A 20,741-nucleotide genomic window follows, 5' to 3' on the forward strand; every position below is an offset into this window, starting at 1 on the left:
GCTCGCGGGCCGCCGCTAGTCGGCGAGCAAGCCTGCCGGCTGGGCAGGAGAGAGCCCTCTCATGGCGTTGCGCAGCGTTCGAAGCGCCTCGACTCGCGCCTCGTCGTCCTTGCCGGGAGGCGCGGCAATCGCGAAATTCGGCGGCGGCGCGTCCCCGCGGCCCGGATTCAGAATTTCGTGCACCATGTGGAATCCCAACGCGCGATAGGCTTCCAGCTGCTCCTCGCCGAAGAACTGGTCGATCGTGGTCTCATGCGGAAAATCGGGGTAACGCCGCTTGTAATCATAGATGACGTCATTCTCGTCGCCTGTCAGGGACGATTTGAAGTAGAAGAGCAGCCCGTCCTCCGCCGGATCACGCGAATAGACGATCTTCCCAACCGCGCAGTGAGGCCCTTGCCTCTTTTCGACGATCTTGCTCGGATCCTGCGCCGCCGCCGAGAAGGCGTTGTTGACGGCGAGGGAGGAGAGTTTGATTTTCTCCCAGGGAAGATCAATCACGACCCCGAGGTCGGTGCGGGCATATCGCTGCAATGTCACCAGCGAGGGGAACTCCAGATTTGGGTCGGCTTCCGCGTCGATCGCGATGATGACCTTGCAGCGCCGCCGCAACAATTCGTAAAGCCCGAGGTTTTCGAGATTGCCCCCGTCGGTGAGATAGATGTCGGAACTCGTCTCGTTGATGCGGCTGAAGACCTCGCGCCAGAAGAGCAGGACGCTGCGCAGGGCGCCGCTCCAGATATCGCCGAGGATCAGTTCCGATCCGCTCCTGCTGCCGACCCAGCGGGGGTTTTTCATCCATTACCCGAGACGGACATTCAGCAGCGCAAGGGTTGCGACGAGCGGACGCACGGTCGACGAGCCCATGTTCGGCGAAACGGCGGCGCCGGAAATCGCCATGGCGGTCCCCAGATCGAGGTCGCGTTCCTCCGTCCACATATCCCTGGCTGAAACATAATTCGTGGCGAGACTGCCGACATAGAGCGGCGAGAACATGAAGAAATCGGCGTTGCGCCCGCGCTTGTTGGCGAACTGCGAACCTTCGAGATTGAGGGTCGCGTTGATGATCGGATAGGGACATTCCGCGGTCTGGATGTCGTGCAGCTTGATGGGAGCCGCGCGCAAGTCGTTGCGGCTGTCGCGCGCGCCTTCCGGATCGAAGACGAAAGCCTTGTTGAGCCGGTCGCGGTAGAGCCTGAAGAAGGAGGTTCCGTTGGGATTGATGAACAATGCCCCGACGAAGAAGATCAGCAGCAGTCCGAAATAGACCACTGTTTCGTCGGTCGGGAAAAACAGGCCGAGATCGAGATGCGTAACCCGTTCACGAAGTCCGGCCGCGACATCCTTGGCCTTTCCGCCAAGGAGCTGCGAAATTTGCGATCCCTCGCCATCGTGCTGCAGCCCCCCCTCCACGAGGGAGAGGTAAAGATACCAGATGAAGGACGGGATGATGAGGCCGATGAAGAACCAGATCGTCTTGGTGAAGAGGGACAGCGCCCGCACCCAAAGCTTTCCGGAATGACTGGCCAGGACCTCGATCTTGAACAGGAACTTCGAGAGGAACGCGAAGGCGGCGCCGAGAGGCGCGAGGGTCGGCGTCACCGAAGCGAGCCAATGGGTGATGAGCTGGAGGGCGTCACGCCATCCCTCGACGGAAGCAGGCGGAGTGGTCTTGGCTTCCGCGAATTGTTGCAGGATGAACGGCTGAAGCTCAAAAAAGGCCGAAATCGCCGTGACGATGAACAACATCCGCGCCAGGGAGGGGAAGAAGCCTGTCAGTTCCGCGCTTTTGTCGGCCGTGTTGCGGTAGTCGTCAACCGTGCCGATGTCCCATTGGCCGAAAGTCAGTTTGAGCACCACCGCCCGCAGGCCCGACCAGCCCTTCGTTTCTCTGAGTTCCTCCCACAGTTTCCACTCCTTGAGAGATCGCCAGCTCGACGACGTGGCGATGGATTTTCCGAACATCCACAGCACGAGGATGACAAGCCCGATGAGCAGGAGGTTCTGCGTCACCGCGAAGCAGCTCGTCCGCCACAGGGGCGCTGCGCCGCCGATGGCCCAGGCCGGAGCGACGTCCGCCAGGTCCCACCACAGGATTTTCTGGTGCGAGAGCGAATGCCAGTTTGGGTAAATCGAGAGTGTGAGCCAGGCCGCGAGCAGCAGGAGCGGCGCGAGGAGAATGGCGTTGGCGAGCAGGCCGCGCATGAAGATCGCGCCGCCCGTGAGGTAATCCGGCCAGCCGTTGGGAACCAGATATTTCGAAAAGTCACGAATATGCCGGACCGCGTCGGTGTCGCGATAATCCATCGTCGAGGAGAAGGGAAATTTCCCTCCGCGACATTGCAGGCCGGCCGTCAGGCAGCAGCCCAGATAGCCGCCGCCCGAAACCGTTGAAAGATAATCGACGCCTTCTATGCCGACCGCGTCGTGAAGCGCCTGAACGGCCCCGAGACTGACCGAAGCCGAGCGCACGCCGCCGCCGGACAGGGCGAGTCCGGTCAGCGGCGCCGAGCCTCCCGTCGGCTCTCCGGCCTCGTTGATCGCGCCACGGTCGCACAGGCCGCGCGCCTTCGCCGTCGCTCGCCGGGTGTTGATGATGCGGGCCTCGTCAGCGCGGATTTTCGCCAGCGCTTCATCTTCGCGAGGCGACGCAATTTTCGTTGGAGTTGAATTTTCCATTTTCGAAACCCGCAACCTTAAAATGCCAGACGTGCAAAAAAATGCCGGCGGGACGCAGCCCGCCGGTCAAGGATGCTATAGAGCTGGCGATGTGGCAAGCCCGCTCACACAAGCGAAAGGGTGAGGGCGGCGCCGGCAAAAGGACTTGCCGCGAGCCAAGCGGCCTGGCCCTTCGCTCTGGCGACTCCCTATCCTTGGCCGCCCGCTTGGGACGGCCAAGCGGTTCGCGCCTTACCAATCGGCGACGTAACCCCGGGTGTCGATGTGGATGAAGTTCTTGTCGGGGTAATAGCCGATCCCCCCGGTGAACCGGCCATCCGAGGCGCGAACCTGCCGCGCCACGTCGCGCCACTCCGACGCCGACCCCGAGGCGCAGGTCCAGTCGATGGCGTTGAAGCTCTTGTGCCGGCTCTCGCTCGCGCCGCTGACACAGCGATTATAGGCGTCGCTGCGATAGGCGGAGAGGATGCGGATCGGAGCCGCGAGGCGGCGCCGGATCTCGTCGAGCATGAGGGCCGTATTGGCGAGATTTGGCCATTTCTCTCTGGGCGGCAGCTCGTTCGTATTCGCGCAGCGGCCCGACTGATTGCCGGCTCCGAGGTAAAGAAACTCAATCGGCTCGAAATAGCGAAGGCCAAGGGCGCGAATGAAACTGTCGAAGCCGGCGTAATCGAAGCCGGCGACCTCCGCATTGCCGAAGAGTCCTTGCAGCGCGGTAAGGTTGCGCGCCGTATCGGCCCCGAAAACAGTCGCGTCGAAGGCCGGCCCGATCCTTTCCGAGCTGAACTCCTCCACGTCGTTTTGCGCGTCGTTCCCCACTGCCCGGGCCAAATTCCGCGCGATGCCGACAAGGGCGATCTGCCGCGCCTGGTCTGAAGCCGCCGCCATCATCATCTCAGCGCCGGCGAGGGCGATCTGCGGCCCGCCCGCTTTCTCGACGACCCAGAAGGGCCCATTGCCGAACGCGTCGCGCTTGGTGACGTTTCGGTCGATGGGGACGCCGCCGACGCTGTCTCCAGGCACGATGCGCTGGACCATGCAATACCGCGCTCGGGAATGTCCGGAACGTTGCTGCCGGATTTCCAGTAGGAACGCGTCTTGAGGCGCCAGTAGAGCTGGTCGCCGCTCAGATTGCTGTTGGCGCCGACATAAATCCCCGTGACATAGCCCGCCTGCTGGACCTTCGCGAACCACGCGTTGCAATAATCGATCACCGTCTCGGCGGACGTTGTGTGATTGACGCCCTCGAGATCGAGCCAGATCGTGACGCCCTTGAGAAGGCCGGCGGCGGCGGCGTTGGCGGCGGCGTTGGCGCCATATTCGCTGCCAAGCGCCTCCGAGGGCTCCCACCCCGCCCGCTCCACATGCTGGACAGCCATCAGCGCAAGACCCGAAGCGAGGATGATGTCCGCTTCATCCGCCGTGAGATCGCTAGACGCAGGGTCGCGGCGGGAGAGATAGCGAATGGCGAAGGAGAAGCCCGCGGCTTTGAGCTTGGCCGCGCTGCTGGCGGTGAGTGTGGTGTTGGCGTCGAAGCCCTGGAGGCCCATGGCGGCCTGTTCAACAATTCTTTGAGCACACATCGAAACGCTCTCCCGTAAAACATTTTGGCGGCGGGCGCGAAAAGCGCGGGGCGCCTCGGCCGGGGGTGCGGCGCAAGCCATCATCCGCCTATAGCCAAGCTTTGGCAAGGCGTCTCCGCAGGAGGCGCGGGAAGCACGGGAATTGGGCCGACGCCGCTCCATGCGAGGGCCGCCCCAAGCGCCTGTCCTGCGCGCCTCGACCGAAATTGATCGCGCACGGCGTGCCAAGCGCGCCGCGCGCGCCTATTTGTTTCGATCCAACCTGCAGGAATCGGGAAGTGGCCACCTACCTCTTTGAAACGCCTGCGTCTCAATCGCAGGAACCGCTCGCATTGCAGTGGCGCCGGGCTGAAGCGCTTGGCGTGACAGTTGACCAGGCGCTGGGCTCCGACGCCGCGCCGTCCCGGGGCTGGCGACGGCGAAAAACCCCCCACGACAAGCTCAAGGCCGGCGATACGCTTGTCGTGAGCGAGGTTGGCTGCCTCGGTGAAACCTATGCGGAAATCTCGGATGCGATCACGGCCCTCATGCGCCGGCGGGTCTCGCTGCGTTCAGTGAAAGACAACCTCACCTTCGATGGCGCCGTCGAAGACGTCGGCGCGTTGGCCTCGAGGGATGCGCTCATCGCCTACGCAGCGGCGGCTGCGGAGACCGCCAAGGCCGCCCGGCGCGCTGCGGAGGCTCGCCAGGCCCTGCTCGAGGAGCCGCCCTGGTCGCATCGCGTCGACAAGGACAGCAATAGCGCCGTTCTGCAAATCGGAGTGATCGCGGCCCAGCTCGGCGCCCTGGCGCTCGCCGCATATCTTCTCGGCTTCGTGGCGCCTGACCTGAAGCGACATGCGCCAGCGGCCCCGTCCGCCCAGATCGCCGGCGTGGAACAGACGGTCGAGCCGCCCCGCTACGCCACAAAGGAATTTCTGTTCGAGGTGAAGCCCACGACAACCGAACCAAAGCCGAAGGAGCAGGAAAGCGCCGCGCCGCCGCAGACGGACAAGGCCCCGGGTGAAACGGCAAGCGCGGCGCCGCCGGAACGCGCCGCCCAGGCAACAGGATTTTCTCCGCAGGAGGAAAGCCAGATCGTCTCGGTCGTCGGCGACTGGCGATCCGCCAGGGTCAGAAACCCGAATTTCTCCATCGCGATCGGAGAAACCATCCCGGCGGGGCTTCATCTCGCCACGTTCCCCCGCCGGCTGGTGCGCCAGCAGCCCACTCTCTCCCGATACAAATTCATCACCGTGGACGGGCGAATCGTTCTCGTCGACCCGGCGGCTCGCCAGATCGCGGCGGTGTTGAGCAGGTGAGAATCTCGTGGCTCCGGGGGCCTGTCACGGAGCGAATGTAACGCTTGCCACGCAGCTTGGGAGCGCTAGCTCGAAGTCTCATGCAGCCTGCGCGGAGCCTGATCGATGCATGCGATGTCGATCCCGTCCTTGACCCTCCTTCTGATCTGCTGCGCTTCGGAGGCTGTTGCGCATGCGTCTCTCCTTGAGGCCGTTCCCGGCCCCGACGCGCGCGTCGGCGGGGACAGCGTCTCCATCGAGCTTCGCTTCGACAGCCGCCTCGATCCGAGGTTCTCCCGCCTGAAACTGGTCAGATCGGACAACAGCCCCGCGACGCTGATCCTGCGACGAGGGATGGCGCCGAGCGTGCTCAGCGCGACGAGCCAGGGCCTCGACGAGGGACAATACATTCTGCGCTGGCAAGTTTTGAGCGTCGACGGCCACGCCAATCAGGGCGAGATCAAGTTTCAGGTGGGACGATAGGATCATGCAGTCATTTCTTGCGATTTATGGTCTGATCGAATGGTTCCTGCGCGGGCTCTCGATGGCGGCGCAGGCCGCGGCTGTCGGAGGCGTCGCCTATTTCGTCTTCACGATCCGGCCGTTCAGACCCGCGGAGCGTGGCCAAGGCTCGTCCTTCGAGCGCCTTTGCATGCGGCTCCTGTTCTGGTCGGCCTCCGTTTTATGCGTCGCGAAACTGCTCTCGGCGCTGGCGCTGATCGCTTATCTCGTCGGCTCGGCGGGGGTTGATGTCGAGACCGCCGCCAGCGCCGACGCGGTGACGTTCGACGTCATTTCCGCCTGCGCGGGCTTCGCGCTGGCCTGTCTTGCCCGCGCGCCCGCATTTTCCGCTCCGTTGCTGCAAGTCACGCTGTCATGGATCATCGTTGGCGCGCATGCGGGCGTGACCCACGCCGCGAGCAGGGTCGCGGCCTCTCCCATGCTGCTCGGGGCCGAGACGCTTCATCTCTATGCGCTGGCGGCCTGGATTGGCGGACTGCCCTATTTCATCGCCTCGCTGCGCATGCTCAGGGAAAGCGACGCGCGCGCGCTCCTGGCCTTGCGCTTTTCATTCACCTCGCTCGTGTCGGTGGCGGTCATCGTCGCGACGGGCGTCTTCATGGCTCTGCCCTATGTGGGGACGCTCGACGGCCTCTACCAGACGAACTACGGCCTGCTGCTCAGCACGAAGCTTGTGCTGCTGCTGTTCCTGATCTGCCTGGGGGCCGCGAATTTCCTCGCGATCCGCAAGCTGCGGCGCAAGGGGTCGGCCATGCCGCAGCATGTGCCGGTTCTCGCGGAAGCGGAAGTCGGCATCGGGATCATTACCGTTCTTTGCGCCGTCGCTCTGGCCTCTTCGCCCCTCTCGGCCGAAAGCCGGGCCGCGAGACCGGAGACGACCGAGATTTCGAAGCGCTTCGAACTTGCGTGGCCGCGCCTGGAGGCGCCGGCCTTCGCCCAGCTCTCCGCCGCGCAGGCGCCTGAAAGCGCTGCGGGGGCGACCGCGGTCGAGCGCACGCCCTTCGATATCGCCTGGTCCGAAGCGCTGCATCACTATGCTGCGCTCGTGGTCGTCGCCATGGGCCTGGCCGCGCTTGCCGCGCAAACCCGGCGCGTGAAGCCGCTCACCCGGCACTGGCCCCTGCTGTTTCTCGGCCTCGCGGCCTATCTCTTCGTCGTCGCTGACGAAGACGCGTGGCCCCTTGGCAAGATCGGCTTCTTCGAGAGTCTGGCGGTTCCGCGCATCGCGCAGCACAAGCTGATGATCGCGATGGTGGCGGGCTTCGCGTTGTTCGAGTGGCGCGCGCGGCTGAACAAGACGAAGGCGGCGTGGCCATCCTATATGTTCCCGCTGACGATCGCGGCGGCGGCGGCGTTCCTGCTGACCCACTATGGCCACACCGGCGACAAGAACGAGGTGCTGATCGAGATCAGCCACACGCCTGTCGCGCTGCTCGGAGTGATCGCGGCGACCGCGCGCTGGCTCGAAATCCGCCTGCCCGCCTCGGCCATCAGCCGCGTCGCCGCCATGGTCTGGCCGCTGGCCTTCACAGCCGCGGGCGCGTTCCTCTTGCTGTACAGGGAAACCGCGTGAAGCGCCGCTGACCTGTCCATTTTGGCCAGGCGGCTGCTTGACGGCCAAGTTTCTGAGCGAAACAATCGGACGTTTTCGACGCGCCTCGGGCGCAAGAGTTTGGGCGCGCGCCATGAACTTCACAAAACGCTTTCGGGTCGAGGCCGGCTCCAGGGTTGATCTCTCCGCAATCGACGCCGCTTTCCATGGGCCGCACGCAAACGACGCGGAGGCGGCCGCCGAGCTCCAGCACCATTTGCAGCGCATCACGAACTCCCAGCGCGCCCTTTACGCGGAGCGCAACCATTCGCTTCTGATCGTTCTTCAGGGCATCGACGGCGCCGGCAAGGACGGCACGTGCTGGCACGTCATGAGCGCCATGGACCCGCAGGGCGTTCAGGTCCGGGGCTTCAAACAGCCGACGGCGGAGGAGCGTGACCACGATTTTCTCTGGCGCATCCATCCCCATGCGCCGGCCCGCGGAAATGTGGCGATCTTCAACCGCTCCCATTACGAGGATGTTCTCGTGGTGCGCGTGCACAAGCTCGCCCCGAAGGAAATCTGGAAGCCGCGCTACGACTTCATCAATGAGTGGGAGAAGCTTCTCGCCGTGGAGAACAACACCACGATCCTGAAGTTCTTCCTCTACATCTCCAAGGACGAGCAGCTGGCCCGCTTCAAGGAGCGTCTCGACGATCCGTCGCATCAGTGGAAAATCAGCGCTTCGGATTATACGGAGCGCAACAGATGGGACGATTACATCGAGGCGTTCGAGGCCGCTCTCTCGCGCTGCTCGACGAAGCAGGCGCCCTGGTTCATCATCCCCTCGAACCACAAATGGTTCCGCAATCTGGCGGTGTCCGCGATCGTCGCCGACGCGCTGGAGGACATGCAGATACAGGTCCCCAAGCCGACGGTCGATATAGAGGAAATTCGGCGCCTCTATCATCAGGCGAGCGAGGCGGAGCACAGAACGAAGAAAGGCAAGGCCGAGAACGCGACGCCAGCGGCGGAGGGAACTTGAGCGCCCGACCGGCCAATCCGTCTACGGCCTTTTTCGCGGCGATCGACCAGGCGCCGATGACATGGCGCCATTACGAGCTGTGGCTGGTGGCCAGCGGCGGCGCCTTTCTGGATGGATTCTCGGTCGTCTCGCTGGGGCTTGGCCTGCCGCTGCTGAAGCATGACTTCGCCCTGAGCCCTCTGATCGTCGGACTGATGGGCTCCGCCCTCGTGCTCGGCGCCGCCGCGAGCGCCTGGCTCGGCGGGGTCCTCGCCGACAGGCTTGGCCGCAAGCGCGTCATGATGCTCGACATGGCGACGATCGCGGCGGCCGCCCTGCTCGGCGCCTTCGCGCCGCAGCCCTGGCTTCTGGTCGTCGCGCAGTTTCTCACCGGCGTGGGAGTCGGCGCCGATTTTCCCACCAGCTCTTCCTATGTCTCGGAGATGATGCCCCGGGCGGCGCGGAGCCGGATGACGGTGGCGACGATCGCCATGCAGTCGGTGGGCATGTTCGTCGCCGCGCTGGCCGGCATGTTGGTGCTGACGTTTCATCCGGACGTCCACGACTGGCGCCTCTTGTTGGGCGCGGGCGGCGTCCTCGCGCTTGCGTTTCTTGTCGGACGCGCGCGCGCCCCCGAGAGCGTCCGCTGGCTCGTCTCGAAGGGCCGGATCGAGGAGGCGAGGGCTCTGCTGACAAAGCTGACCCGCGAGTTCCACGAACCCGAACGGGCGGCGCCAGCGCCCGAAGCGCCCGCGGCGCAGCCTGGCGTCGCAACGCCGCCCGCGCAGCAGGGCGCGGGATTGCGGACGCTCTTTGGCGCAAGATTCCGGGCGCAGACGCTGCTGGCGTCCTTGCCCTGGATGCTGATGGACGTCGCCACCTATGGCGTTGGCCTGTTTACGCCGGTGATCCTCGGCGCCCTGCATTTCGGCGGCGCAGGGTCCGGTCCCGTTGCGGCGGATGTCGCGGACGCGCAGGGAAGCGCCGTCGTCGATCTGTTCCTGTTGATCGGCTTTCTCGCGAGCCTGTGGGCCGTTCCGGCCTTCGGACGCATTCCGATGCAGGTCGCGGGATTTTGCGGAATGGCCGTCGGCATGGCGCTGCTGCTGTTCGCGGCCGTGGCGAATGACGGCGCGAACGCGCATATGGGTTTCATCATCGCGGGCTTCGTCCTGTTCAATTTTTCGATGAATGTGGGTCCGAACGCCACGACCTTCACGCTCGCCCCCGCGCTGTTTCCGACAGCCATCCGCGCGTCGGCGAGCGGCTTCGCGGCCGCGGCGGCGAAGGTCGGCGCAACCTTTGGGACCTTCGTGGTTCCGCAATTGCAAGCGGCCTGGGGACTGGACGGCGTGGTGGCGCTGATGACGCTCGTCAGCATCGCCGGCCTGATCGCAACCGCCGTCCTGGCCCATGCGGTCAATGAAGAAGGGGCGCTCGTAGAGTAGCGGAAGCAACTTTTCAGGAATGAACCACATGCATGGCGTCAGCCTCGCGGCTTGGATTGGCGCGCGGATCTGATTTCAGGAAGGAGCGTCGCGATGGATGCGCCCGTAGATTTGTCGAAATCCCCAATTCCCGAAGTTCTCGCGGCGCTCGCGACCGATCCGCACAAGGGGCTCGACGCGAAGGAGGCGGCCGTCCGGCTGGGCCGATATGGTCCGAACGCCCTGGAAGAAAAGAAAACCAGCGCATGGGTTCTCTTTTTCCGCTTCTTCTGGGGGCCGATTCCCTGGATGATCGAGGCCGCCGCGCTGATGGCGGCGGTTGTGCGCGACTGGGGCGATTTCACCATCATCCTCGCCCTGCTCCTGTTCAACGCCGCGCTCGGATTTTTGGAGGAGCATCAGGCGTCCAACGCCCTTCAGGCGCTGAAGAACGCGCTCGCGCTGAAAGCCAAGGTCCTGCGCGACGGCGCCTGGAGCGAAATCGACGCCAAGGACATCGTCCCCGGCGATATCGTGCGGGTGCGGCTCGGCGACGTCGTTCCGGCCGACGCGCGCATCGTCTCCGGGGAGTATCTCAGCGTCGATCAGGCCGCGCTCACCGGTGAGTCTCTCCCCGTTTCGAAGAAGCCCGGCGACAGTCTCTATTCCGGCTCGATCGCCAAACAAGGCGAGGTGCAGGCGGTGGTGACCGAGACGGGGTCGCATACGTTTTTCGGCCGCACCGCGTCTCTGGTGCAGAGCGCGGGAGCGACCTCTCACTTCCAGGCCGCCGTCATGCGCATCGGCGATTTCCTGATCGCCGCCGCCGGCGTTCTCGCCGTGATCCTCATCGCCGTGCAGCTCTCGCGCGGGGCTGACGTGCTGCGGCTCGCCGAATTCGTTCTGATCCTGCTCGTCGCCTCGGTTCCGGTCGCCATGCCGGCCGTTCTCTCCGTCACCATGGCGCTCGGCGCGAAACTGCTGGCGCGCGAGAAGGCGATCGTCTCCCGCCTCGATTCGATCGAGGAAATGGCGGGGATGGAGATCCTGTGCTCCGACAAGACCGGCACGCTCACGCAGAACAAGTTGACGCTCGGCGATGTGAGCCCCTGGCGGGGCGCCGATCGAACGGAGATTCTTCTCGTCGCCTCGCTCGCCTCCAGGGCCGAGGATCGCGATCCGATCGACCTCGCCGTGCTGGCCGGCCTGCATGACGATGGGGCGCTGAAAGCCTATACGCAACAGGCCTATCAGCCCTTCGATCCCGTGACCAAGCGCACGGAAGCGACCGTGAAGGGGCCGGATGGCGTGGTTTTCCATGCCGCCAAGGGCGCGCCGCAGGTCATGACGGCGCTGGCCAAACTCGAAGGCGCCGATCTCGAGGCGGCCAACAGGGCCGTCGACTCCTATGCCGCAAAGGGTTTCCGCACGCTCGGCGTCGCGCGGACGGACGCGAGCGGCGCGTGGCGCTTCCTCGGCTTCATCCCGCTCTATGATCCGCCGCGCGCGGATTCGAAAGAGACCATCGCCCGGGCGGAGGGCTACGGCGTCCGCGTCAAGATGGTGACGGGCGACGACGTGGCCATCGCCCAGCAGATCGCCGGCGATCTCGGCCTCGGGACCGGCATTCAGCCGGCGACGGACCTTTTCAGCGGCGGAGTCGGCAAGGGCGACATTCCTGCGGACATCGCCGAGCGCATCGAGGCGGCGGACGGTTTCGCCCGCGTCTTTCCCGAGCACAAATATGCGATCGTCAAAGCGCTTCAGCAGCGCGGCCACATCGTCGGCATGACCGGCGACGGCGTCAATGACGCGCCGGCGCTCAAGCAGGCCGACATCGGGGTCGCGGTCTCCGGCGCCACGGACGCGGCGCGCGCCGCCGCCGCGCTCATCCTCACGGCCCCGGGCCTCTCGACCATCATCCGAGGCATCGAGGAGGCGCGACGAATCTTCGAGCGGATGATGAGTTACACGCTCTACCGCATCGCCATGACGCTGGACATCATGGTGTTCATCGTGCTCGCGACGATCGTGTATGGCTTCTTCCCGCTGACGCCGGTGATGATCATCATGCTGGCGCTGCTCGACGACATCCCGATCATGACCATCGCCTTCGACAGGGCGCAGGTTCCGGGCCGTCCTGTGCGCTGGCAGATGGACCGCGTGCTCGTCGTGTCCTCGGTGCTGGGCGCCCTTGCCGTGGTGCAAAGCTTCGGACTCCTCGTTGTCGGACAGAATATGCTGCGCCTCGACGCGCCGCATCTTCAGACGATTCTCTTCCTCCAGCTGGTCGTGGGCGGGCATTTGATGCTGTTCGTCACCCGCACCAAGGGTCCGTTCTGGATGCCGCCCTTCCCCGGGATCGCGCTGTTCTGCGCCATTGTGGCGACCCAGATCGTGGCGGCGCTGCTGTGCGTCTATGGCGTGCTCGTTCCCGCCTTGCCATGGGAGCTGATCGGCCTCGTCTGGGCCTACAACATCGCCTGGATGTTCATTCAGGACCTCGCGAAACTGGCGATCTACCGCGAGCTCGGCCTGCGCGCCGACAGGGCGACAACCTTCCTGTCGCGGCTGCACCAGCGGCTGGGCGCGGCGCAGAGGCGCGAGGCGCAGCGGCCCGCCGGCCCGTCGCCGGACCCTCACGCCGGCCCCGCCGCCAGTTTTGTCGCGACGGCGCTTGGCCTCGGCGCCCTCGCGGCGCTTCTCTGGACAGGCCATCTGGCCAGCGGCGAAGGGGCGCCGCCGGCGCTCGCAAGCGCGGCGCGCTCCGCCGGGGAAGCCCATCCCGAGACGAGCGCCAGCGTGCACGCCCCCGCCCCGCAGCCGCCCGCGTCGACCGCCGCCGCCGAGCGCCCCGATGAGCCGGCCGCCCCCGCCGCAACGACTGCCGCCGCGTCTGCGCGAGCTGCGAAAGCCTCCGTGCGGCTGGGGGGCTTCCCAACCGAAGCCCGCGCCGCCGCCAGGTGGCGCCAACTGCAAAAGCGCACGCCAGCCCCAATCGCCAGCAGCCGGGTGGCGATCCGCAAAGCCGCCAGAGACGGCAAGGACGCGTGGTTCGTCGAAATATCCGAGTTCGCGAGCCAGTCCGAAGCCGCCGCATTCTGCAAGGACATCGGCGCCAGGCGCGCGGACTGCGAGGCCGCCACGGGAGAGTGACGCGCGGCGGGGGAGCGCGATCGCGTCGGATCGCCCTCCCCCCTTGCCCGGAGCGTCCGCTCACATTGAGCGCCGCGGACGTTGACCGGTCGCCGGCCGCGTCTATCCTTGCGGTTCATGAAAGACCCCTATGAGACGCTCGGCGTCGCCCGCACCGCTTCGACCGAGGAGATTCGGAAGGCCTATCTGCGGCTCGCCAAGAAGCTTCATCCCGACCTAAATCCCGGCGACAGCCATGCGGAGGACAGGTTCAAGGAGGTTTCGGGCGCCAATGATTTTCTGTCCGATCCCGAAAAGCGCCGCCGCTACGACGCGGGCGAAATCGACGCGACCGGCGCGGAGCGGCCGCAACAGCGCTATTATCGCGATTACGCGAGCGCATCGGGACATCCCTACGACTCCCAGGCCGCCTATTCCGATTTCGAAAGCGACGATCTGTTCGCGGAGCTCCTGAGACGGCGAGCGCAGGAGGCGCGCCGCGCGCGCGGCGCCGATCTTCACTACCGTCTCGAAATTGATTTCCTCGACGCGGTCAATGGCGCGCAAAAGGAGATCGTCCTTCCGCAAGGCGGGGCGCTGAGCGTGACGATCCCGGCCGGCGCGGAAGAAGGGCAGATCCTGCGTCTGCGCGGGAAAGGCGCGCCGGCTCCCGGAGAGGGCGAAGCCGGCGACGCCCTGATCGAACTGCTGGTCCGCCCGCACCGCTTCTTTTGGAGAGACGGCGACACCATCCATCTCGATCTGCCGATCACCATTTCGGAGGCGGCTCTGGGCGGCGAGGTCAAGGCGCCGACGCCCAGTGGGCATGTGCTCCTGAAAATCCCGAAAGGGTCGAACAGCGGAACGGTTCTGCGCCTGAAGGGCAAGGGCGTGCAGCGCAAGGACCGGCGCGGCGACGAGTTGGTGAAACTCAAGATCGTGATGCCGGCGCAGCCGGAGCCCGAGCTGGAGGCGTTTCTGTCGGACTGGACGCCTCAGCGGCCCTATGATCCGCGCCGGGACATGGAGTGAGGCTCATGAAAGAACAGGAGTTTCTCCAGCAGATCCGGCTCGACCGCGTCACGCTGAAGGCGTGGATCGAGGAGGACTGGCTGATCCCCGCAAAGACCTCGGGCGAGCTGGATTTCACCGAGATCGATCTTGCCCGCGCCCGGCTGATTGTGGAGTTGCAGACGGATATGGGCGTGAATGATGAAGGGATCGGCGTCATCCTGCACCTTCTGGATCAGCTTCACGGATTGCGCCGCGCGATGAAGGATCTGCTCGGAGCCGCGCATGCGCCGGGAACGCCCACTCGGGAGAGCTGAGGGACAGACACGCCCGCCTGGCGGGTTTGCGCAAAGAGTTGCGTTCGGGGTGGCCCCGGTCTGGAACCAGACGCCGGCCAACAAGTTGAAAAGCCAATCGCCAATCCTTCCCGGCGCGTCAGACGGGCGCAGGATATGGCGAGCAGGGAACGGCTTTCGCTCCGTCGCAACAGGGAAAGACACCGCGATGCGCTACAGCTCCGCACATAGCCTGACTGCGAAAGAGCTCGCTCTGTCGGCGGCCCGGCGCCTTGCTCTGCTCGCGCTGACCACGCCGCCGGAAGATTTCGAAAAACTGTGCCCGGCCGAAATTGAGGACTTCGAGAACCAGCGTGACCTCGCAGCCGAGGAAATGCGGCTCGGCCACGGAAAGCTCAGGTCCCTGTTCGAAGAAGACGCGCTTGTCGCCTTCGAGGCTGAGACGAACCGGATTCGTTCGTCGATCATGTATCCCACCTCGGTCCAGCAATAGAAACCGCCTTCCGGCGTCGGGCAAAGGGCCAGCCGCGCGAAAGCCGATCCCGACAGGGAGGCGGCGTCCCTGACGGCCCTGTTCTCCAGGCGCAACGCAAGTGGCGGACATTCTCGTAACAGCGGTCGTGGTGGTCGCCATCGTCTATGGGCGCGAAGTGCTCATGCCGCTGTCGCTCGCCGCGGTGATCGCGTTCATGCTGTCGCCGGCCGTCGCCTGGCTGGCGAGACGCGGCGCGCCGCGCGCGGTCGCGATGGCAGTGGTGCTGTGCGCCTTTGTCGGCGCCGCGCTGCTGTCGGCGACAGTGTTCAGCTCCCAGATCATCAGCCTCACGGGAAGCCTTTCGACCTACAAGAACAATCTCGCCGAGAAGGTGCGCTCGCTGAGCCCCGCGACCGGCGGCGGCGCGTTGCAGAGGGCGGTGGATTCGCTCGAGGCGTTGCAGCGGGAGGTCGACAGGGAGACTCGCGGCGCGGCCCCGGACGATCACATTCGCGTCGTTGTGGAAAATGAGCGCGCCGCCGGCCTGCAAGGCATGGTGGAGACGCTGCGGGCGGCGCTCGGTCCTGCGGAGATGGCGCTCCTGACCCTCGTCTATGTCGCCGTGCTTCTCGCGGGCCAGTACGATCTGGTCGACCGTGTCGTGCGTCTCGCCGGCGTCGAGAACATGTCGGAATCGACAGCCGCCCTGAGCACGGCGGGGGAGCGCCTGTCACGATTTTTTCTCGGCCAGGGCGCCATCAACCTGGCTTTCGGCGTCGCGACGGGCGCCGTGCTGGCCGCGCTCGGCATCCCCAACCCCATCCTGTGGGGGATGGCGGTCGCGCTGCTGCGATTCATTCCCTTCCTCGGGGTCTTTGTCGCGGCGCTTCCGCCAGTGCTGCTCGCGGCCGCGGTTTCGCCCGGGTGGGGATTGCTGACCGGCGTGCTGGCCTGGTTCGTGATCGCGGAGCTCGTGACGTCCAATATCGTCGAGCCCGTTCTGATGGGGCGTCACGTCGGACTGTCGCCCCTCGCCTTCATCGCGGCGGGCAGTTTCTGGTGGGTTGTCTGGGGACCCGTCGGCCTCCTGCTGGCCGCGCCGTTGACGACCACACTGGTGGTCCTAGGCGATTTTTTCCCGTCGATGAACTTCATCAGCCTGCTCTTCGGGGACCGGCCGCCGCTCACGCCCGAGCAGGAATATTATCATCGCCTGCTCGCGCGGGACGCGGCGACGGCGGCGGAGGCTCTGGAAAGCGAGACGGCGGCGAGCGGCTTGGTCATGGCTTGCGACGCGGTCGCGCTGCCCGCCCTGGCGATCGCCGCGAGAGACTTTCGCGAGCGTCGCATCCCGGCTGATCGCGCCGAGGCGATCGCCGAGACCATGCGCGAGGCGACGGCCATCGTGGTGGGCGAGACCGCGACGGACGCCAGAACGATCGTCGTTCCCGGGCTCGGCCCGATCGACGCCGCCTCCGGCGCGCTCGCGGCGGCCGTCCTCTCGGAGACAACCGGGAAGCCTTGCGCCTGCGTGCAGGAGTCGACCGGCCTCCTCGCCCTCGCCTCCCTGAAAGATGAGGAGAACGGCGAGCCGGAAGCTGTGGTTCTGCTCACGGTCGGCGGTCTTGGGCGCGTCCAGATGACCCACATGGCGCGGCGCGCGGGCGCCCTGTTCCCCGACAGTCGGGTGATCCTCCTCGACATGCAGGACGGGGCCGCCGCTGTTTCGGGCCAGGACGAGGGACCGATCATCCGCTGTTCGTCTCTCGGCCGCGTCGATCAGCTCCTGCGCTTCGCCCCGACGTGAGTGCGGCGGTTTCCCGCGCAATCTGGACGCGTCCCACCATAAATGTCACAAACGAAACGCCTGACGTCCGCCAGAAGGACGGCGAACCTATCCTCTGGTAACGCCAAGTTTTTCGGCGAAGGGGCGGCTTCGGATCGAACGCGCGTGGAACGAATGAAAAACCTGTTGTTTGGCTTCATCGCAAGCGTGATGTTTCTGGCTCTGGCCTTCGTGATCGTGAACATCGGGTCGTTCGCTTTCCTGAAATCCCGGCGAAACCTCGACATGTTCGACCCTGCCTCGTTTTCTGCCTATCTGGAAAACAAGATCAGCAAGAAAGGCTTCGCCAAGCCGACGATCGTCCACCCATTTTTTGGGAAAATGCAGCTTGGCGACGTTTTGTTCTCCAGTGAATTGTCACAGGAACCACTGTTCAACAGAATAGACGGACCGACCTCCGGCGATACCGTGAAGGTCCTGATTCTGGGAGGCTCCGTCTCGATGGGGCTGTCCACCGATGGGAGCGGAGGCATTTTTGCACGCAAATTGAACGAGGTCTTTGGACCGGGCAAGTTCACCGTCTACAACGCGGGAATTGGCGGAGGAAAACAGCCAACACAATACTTCAAGGCAGTCTATCTCGACTTGCTGGGATTCCACCCCGACATCGTCATCAACGTCGACGGCTACAATGAGGTCGCTCTTCCGTTGACGGAGAACTACGCCCTGAAAAATCCCGCGATTTTTCCCCGGTATTTCTCAGCGCATATCGAGACCTCAACAAATTCGACGCACGGCTGCATGGAAGAAGCGGAACCGCGGCTTAAAGCAGGCGGCAGATTGCCTGTTCAGGCCCTATATGCCGACCTTCGTTACGATTACTGCAAATCCCTCTTCGAAAGGCTTGAGACCCCCTGGTGGGCGAAAATGTTCCCTGACGAGAAGCTGGATGAGGTCGTCAGACAGGCCCATTCGATCTGGCGGGAGTCGTCCAACAAGCTCTTCGCCTTTCTGGCCCAGCAGGACATCGATTACATTCACGTCCTCCAGCCTAATCAATACCTTGATGGCAGCAAGCCGCTTTCCGACGAAGAGCGCTCGTACGCCTTGTCGAATGAAATTTACGGGAAGTGGATCAGGAAATATTACAACATTCTCTCCCAGGACGGACTGAAGACCCCCCATTTTTACGACCAGCGATTGCTGTTCCAGACGACGCGCGACACGGTCTACAGAGACAGTTGTTGCCACTTCACGGAACGCGGCAACGAGATCGTTTCGTCGGACATCATTCAGAGATTCAAGGATGTTTTCGAGAAGCGCCTGTCCGCGAAAAAGTAGAGCCGCCACGCTCGAAGCTGCGGTCCGCGCTTCTCCGATCGCCAGAAATTTGCCATTTTTACATTTCCGGAGCAGATTTTGGTCGCATTGGTTCCTTTGCATGGGAAGGAATGGCCAATGAGAGACTTCTTGCTTGGTATCGTGGCTCTCACGGCCTTCGGATTCCTGGTGTTGTGGACCTTATCGCCGCTCCCTCATGCGCCGGCCGAACTGGCCGGCGCCAGGTCGGCGCAGTCTGAACCGAAATTGGCCATGCCAGTGCCGAAGCCGCCGGCGCCAGAGCCGGCCCCCGCTCCAGCCAAAACCGCGCCGCCGCCTCCCGTCTCACCCGCGCCTGTTGTCGCTGGCCCCGTCGCCTCTCCCGCACCGTCGCCCGCGCCTGTTGAAGCCGCCGCCGCCACGGTCTCCCCCGAGGCGCCGGGCCGCAAAATGGAGTCGCCGCAACCTGTGGCCAGCCCGAACAGAGGCAGGCGCATTCGGGAAGTGGGGCAGCCGAAGCCTGCGCGGGCGAGTGCGGCAAAGGCCCCCATATCCCGCCCAGCGCAGAAACCGGCGCCAGCACACCCGGCGCCGGCCGGGAAGAAGCCCATTCGTCATTGACCCACATGAACGGAGAGAGCGACGGCGCGCCTTTCTCGATGGCGCCTCGCTTGTCTCGGCGAGGGATTGATCCACGCCCTTCCTGGCCGCATTCTGCGTGTCGGACAGCCTGACGCCGAATGCAGGCGATTCGAAACAAGGCTTGGCGATCGTCGCAGCGGGTCTCAACCTGCGCGCGCACAGGTGGTGAAGCGGGTCGGATTTCGCGGGAGAGTGGCTCTGGTGCGCAACATCAAGGACGACAAAGCCCGATCGGGCGTGCTCGATCTGGCGCTGGTGATCGTGGCGGCGCTGGCGATCGTCAAGCTCGTCGACTCCCTCGTCGTCGACATCCTGACGCCGCTCATCAGCCATTTTGCCGGCGACGCCCGCACTATGGCCAATGCCTTCATTCCAGTCGGTCCCGGCGTCCATTCGGACATGACCTCCGATGAGGCCAGGCAGATTGGCGCCGTGATCGGCTATGGCCAATTCGTCGTCGCGCTTGCCGATGTCATTATCGCAGCGACGCTCTTCCTCCTGATGTCGCGCGGGCTGCGCGCATGGCGCAGGCAAGACGGAGCCGAGCCGGTCTCTCCGACCGAGTGACGGCCGCGACGCGGATCGCAAGACACAGCCATGGCGAGCCACGAATTTCGATTTCGAGAGAAGCTTCACGCCTTTGCGCAGGCGGCGCGAGAGGAGTTCTTCAGCGACTTCGAACTCATCGTCGAACATCGCCATCTGGTCATCGCTCTGGCGACGACGCTCGTCTGCATTGTGCTCTTCTCCAACCCGCCGCCGTCCAGCCCCGTCGTCCTTGCCACAGGCGCCCCCGGCTCCGCCTACAGCGCATTCGCCGAGGACTACAGGAAATTCTTCGCGACGCGCGGGATCGCGCTCGAGATTCGCCAGACGCAAGGGGCGCTCGAAAATGCGCGCCTCATCACCGATCCCACAAGCGACGTGGAAGTGGCCTTTATCCAGGCGGGGCTGATCGATCCGCCGGCGGCGGCGCACATCCGATCCCTGGGCAGTCTCAACTATGCGCCGGTCTGGCTGTTCTTTCGCGGCTCCGACAATGGCGGGAAGTTGCAGAAGTTCATGGAGCTCGGCCAAAGGCGCATCGCGATCGGGCCGGAGGAGAGCGGGTCTTACGCCGCCGCCATGCGCCTCCTGGCGCTGAATAAGCAGCCTGTTTCAAGGAATCTGGTGATCATGCCCTCGGCCGAAGCCGTCGCGGCGATCAACCGCAACGAACTGGACGCTGTCCTCCTCGTCGACGGCGCCCATTCCGTCAACATTCGGGCGTTGGTTCGGAACCCCGAGCTGCAACTGGCGAACTTTGCCCGAGCCGCCGCCTACGCCCGCATCGTCAATCACTGGCAAGCCTTGGTGGTCCCCATGGGCGGCCTCGATCTTGCCCACAACGTTCCGCCGCAAGATACGCATATCATCGCAACGACCACCGACCTTGTGGTCAAGGACTCCGTTCATCCAGCGATCCAGATGCTTCTCTTGCAGGCTGCGGAGGAGGTGAACGGGAAAGAGTCGTTTTTCGAGAAACGGGGAGAATTCCCTGCCTTCAAGAACGACGACATCATGGAGAGCGACGAGGCGAAAATCTTCTACAAGCGCGGCGCGCCGATCCTGATGAGATATCTGCCCTTCTGGCTGGCCGAGTTCTTCAGCCGCATGTCATTCTACCTTCTGCCGCTCTTCCTCCTGTCCTATCCGACGATCAAGCTGCTCTTCGATTATCGGTTGAAACAGGGGCGGATCAAGATCAACGCCGTCTACCGGCAGCTTGCCGAGCTGGAACGACAGGGCGCCCGTTCCTTCACGGACGGCAATCGCGAGGATTGTCTGGCGAAGTTGAACAGGATGGAGCGCGCGGCCATGGCCCTGAGACTGCCGCGCGAACTTGCCGGTGAGTATTTCCTGCTGCGCTCCAACATCGATTATATCCGCACCTGCCTCATGCGCGGCGCGCCTTACGCGGACGCGCAAGCCTCGCTTTCTCCCGAAACGACCTCGCCAAAGTCCTGACGCGGTGAAGCGCCACTGATCCC

At 64.5% G+C, this 20,741-nt stretch carries 17 protein-coding genes; 13 read left to right on the forward strand and 4 right to left on the reverse strand.

Annotation, left to right across the window (positions count from 1 at the left end):
• Nucleotides 1-15: 15 nt before the first annotated feature.
• From ACR652_RS09200 to ACR652_RS09215, 4 genes are all read right to left on the reverse strand, one after another.
• On the reverse strand, nucleotides 16-798 hold the full coding sequence (locus ACR652_RS09200) for a hypothetical protein (protein ID WP_434506208.1): 783 nt from the start codon (nucleotides 796-798) through the stop codon (nucleotides 16-18).
• Between the two features lie 3 nt (nucleotides 799-801).
• Entirely contained in the window at nucleotides 802-2,679 is a 1,878-nt protein-coding gene (locus ACR652_RS09205) for a patatin-like phospholipase family protein (protein WP_434506209.1), read from the reverse strand.
• A 231-nt stretch (nucleotides 2,680-2,910) separates the two neighbouring features.
• Nucleotides 2,911-3,573: a YcbK family protein gene (locus tag ACR652_RS09210; RefSeq protein ID WP_434506210.1), complete on the reverse strand. Its 663-nt coding sequence runs from the start codon at nucleotides 3,571-3,573 to the stop codon at nucleotides 2,911-2,913.
• On the reverse strand, nucleotides 3,570-4,262 hold the full coding sequence (locus ACR652_RS09215; RefSeq protein ID WP_434506211.1) for a glycoside hydrolase domain-containing protein: 693 nt from the start codon (nucleotides 4,260-4,262) through the stop codon (nucleotides 3,570-3,572). The genes ACR652_RS09210 and ACR652_RS09215 overlap by 4 nt, the downstream gene beginning before the upstream one ends.
• 278 nt (nucleotides 4,263-4,540) lie before the next feature.
• On the opposite strand from ACR652_RS09215, the gene ACR652_RS09220 reads away from it, so the two are divergent.
• The 13 genes from ACR652_RS09220 to ACR652_RS09280 all read left to right on the forward strand — a co-directional run bounded on the left by ACR652_RS09220 (nucleotide 4,541) and on the right by ACR652_RS09280 (nucleotide 20,718).
• Complete coding sequence (locus ACR652_RS09220) at nucleotides 4,541-5,563, forward strand: DUF1236 domain-containing protein (RefSeq protein ID WP_434506212.1); 1,023 nt, start codon at nucleotides 4,541-4,543, stop codon at nucleotides 5,561-5,563.
• A gap of 105 nt (nucleotides 5,564-5,668) precedes the next feature.
• Nucleotides 5,669-6,025, forward strand: coding sequence for a copper resistance CopC family protein (locus ACR652_RS09225; RefSeq protein WP_434506213.1), 357 nt, complete (start codon nucleotides 5,669-5,671; stop codon nucleotides 6,023-6,025).
• A 4-nt stretch (nucleotides 6,026-6,029) separates the two neighbouring features.
• Nucleotides 6,030-7,637: a copper resistance D family protein gene (locus tag ACR652_RS09230; RefSeq protein WP_434506214.1), complete on the forward strand. Its 1,608-nt coding sequence runs from the start codon at nucleotides 6,030-6,032 to the stop codon at nucleotides 7,635-7,637.
• Nucleotides 7,638-7,749: 112 nt separating this feature from the next.
• A complete protein-coding gene (locus ACR652_RS09235) occupies nucleotides 7,750-8,640 on the forward strand; it encodes a polyphosphate kinase 2 family protein (protein WP_434506215.1) in 891 nt (296 codons plus the stop codon).
• Entirely contained in the window at nucleotides 8,637-10,067 is a 1,431-nt protein-coding gene (locus ACR652_RS09240) for an MFS transporter (RefSeq protein ID WP_434506216.1), read from the forward strand. Before ACR652_RS09235 ends, ACR652_RS09240 begins: the two co-directional genes overlap by 4 nt.
• A 93-nt stretch (nucleotides 10,068-10,160) precedes the next feature.
• Nucleotides 10,161-13,202 carry a plasma-membrane proton-efflux P-type ATPase gene (locus ACR652_RS09245; RefSeq protein ID WP_434506217.1) on the forward strand — a complete coding sequence of 1,014 codons (3,042 nt, stop codon included), beginning with the start codon at nucleotides 10,161-10,163 and terminating at the stop codon, nucleotides 13,200-13,202.
• A 117-nt stretch (nucleotides 13,203-13,319) separates the two neighbouring features.
• Nucleotides 13,320-14,213 (forward strand): DnaJ C-terminal domain-containing protein, encoded by an 894-nt coding sequence (locus tag ACR652_RS09250; RefSeq protein WP_434506302.1) that lies wholly within the window; start codon nucleotides 13,320-13,322, stop codon nucleotides 14,211-14,213.
• Between the two features lie 5 nt (nucleotides 14,214-14,218).
• A complete protein-coding gene (locus ACR652_RS09255) occupies nucleotides 14,219-14,509 on the forward strand; it encodes a chaperone modulator CbpM (protein WP_434506218.1) in 291 nt (96 codons plus the stop codon).
• Nucleotides 14,510-14,696: 187 nt separating this feature from the next.
• Entirely contained in the window at nucleotides 14,697-14,981 is a 285-nt protein-coding gene (locus ACR652_RS09260; RefSeq protein ID WP_434506219.1) for a hypothetical protein, read from the forward strand.
• Between the two features lie 100 nt (nucleotides 14,982-15,081).
• The gene (locus ACR652_RS09265; RefSeq protein WP_434506220.1) at nucleotides 15,082-16,770 is read left to right on the forward strand and encodes an AI-2E family transporter; all 1,689 of its coding nucleotides are present in this window, start codon (nucleotides 15,082-15,084) and stop codon (nucleotides 16,768-16,770) included.
• Nucleotides 16,771-16,812: 42 nt separating this feature from the next.
• Nucleotides 16,813-18,090, forward strand: a complete 1,278-nt coding sequence (locus tag ACR652_RS09270; RefSeq protein ID WP_434506221.1) for a hypothetical protein — start codon at nucleotides 16,813-16,815, stop codon at nucleotides 18,088-18,090.
• 822 nt (nucleotides 18,091-18,912) lie between these two features.
• Nucleotides 18,913-19,278: an MscL family protein gene (locus ACR652_RS09275; protein WP_434506222.1), complete on the forward strand. Its 366-nt coding sequence runs from the start codon at nucleotides 18,913-18,915 to the stop codon at nucleotides 19,276-19,278.
• A 30-nt stretch (nucleotides 19,279-19,308) separates the two neighbouring features.
• Nucleotides 19,309-20,718: a TAXI family TRAP transporter solute-binding subunit gene (locus tag ACR652_RS09280; protein ID WP_434506223.1), complete on the forward strand. Its 1,410-nt coding sequence runs from the start codon at nucleotides 19,309-19,311 to the stop codon at nucleotides 20,716-20,718.
• The last annotated feature ends 23 nt before the right edge of the window (nucleotides 20,719-20,741 follow it).

Source organism: Methylocystis sp., assembly GCF_051061225.1.
GTDB lineage: Bacteria > Pseudomonadota > Alphaproteobacteria > Rhizobiales > Beijerinckiaceae > Methylocystis.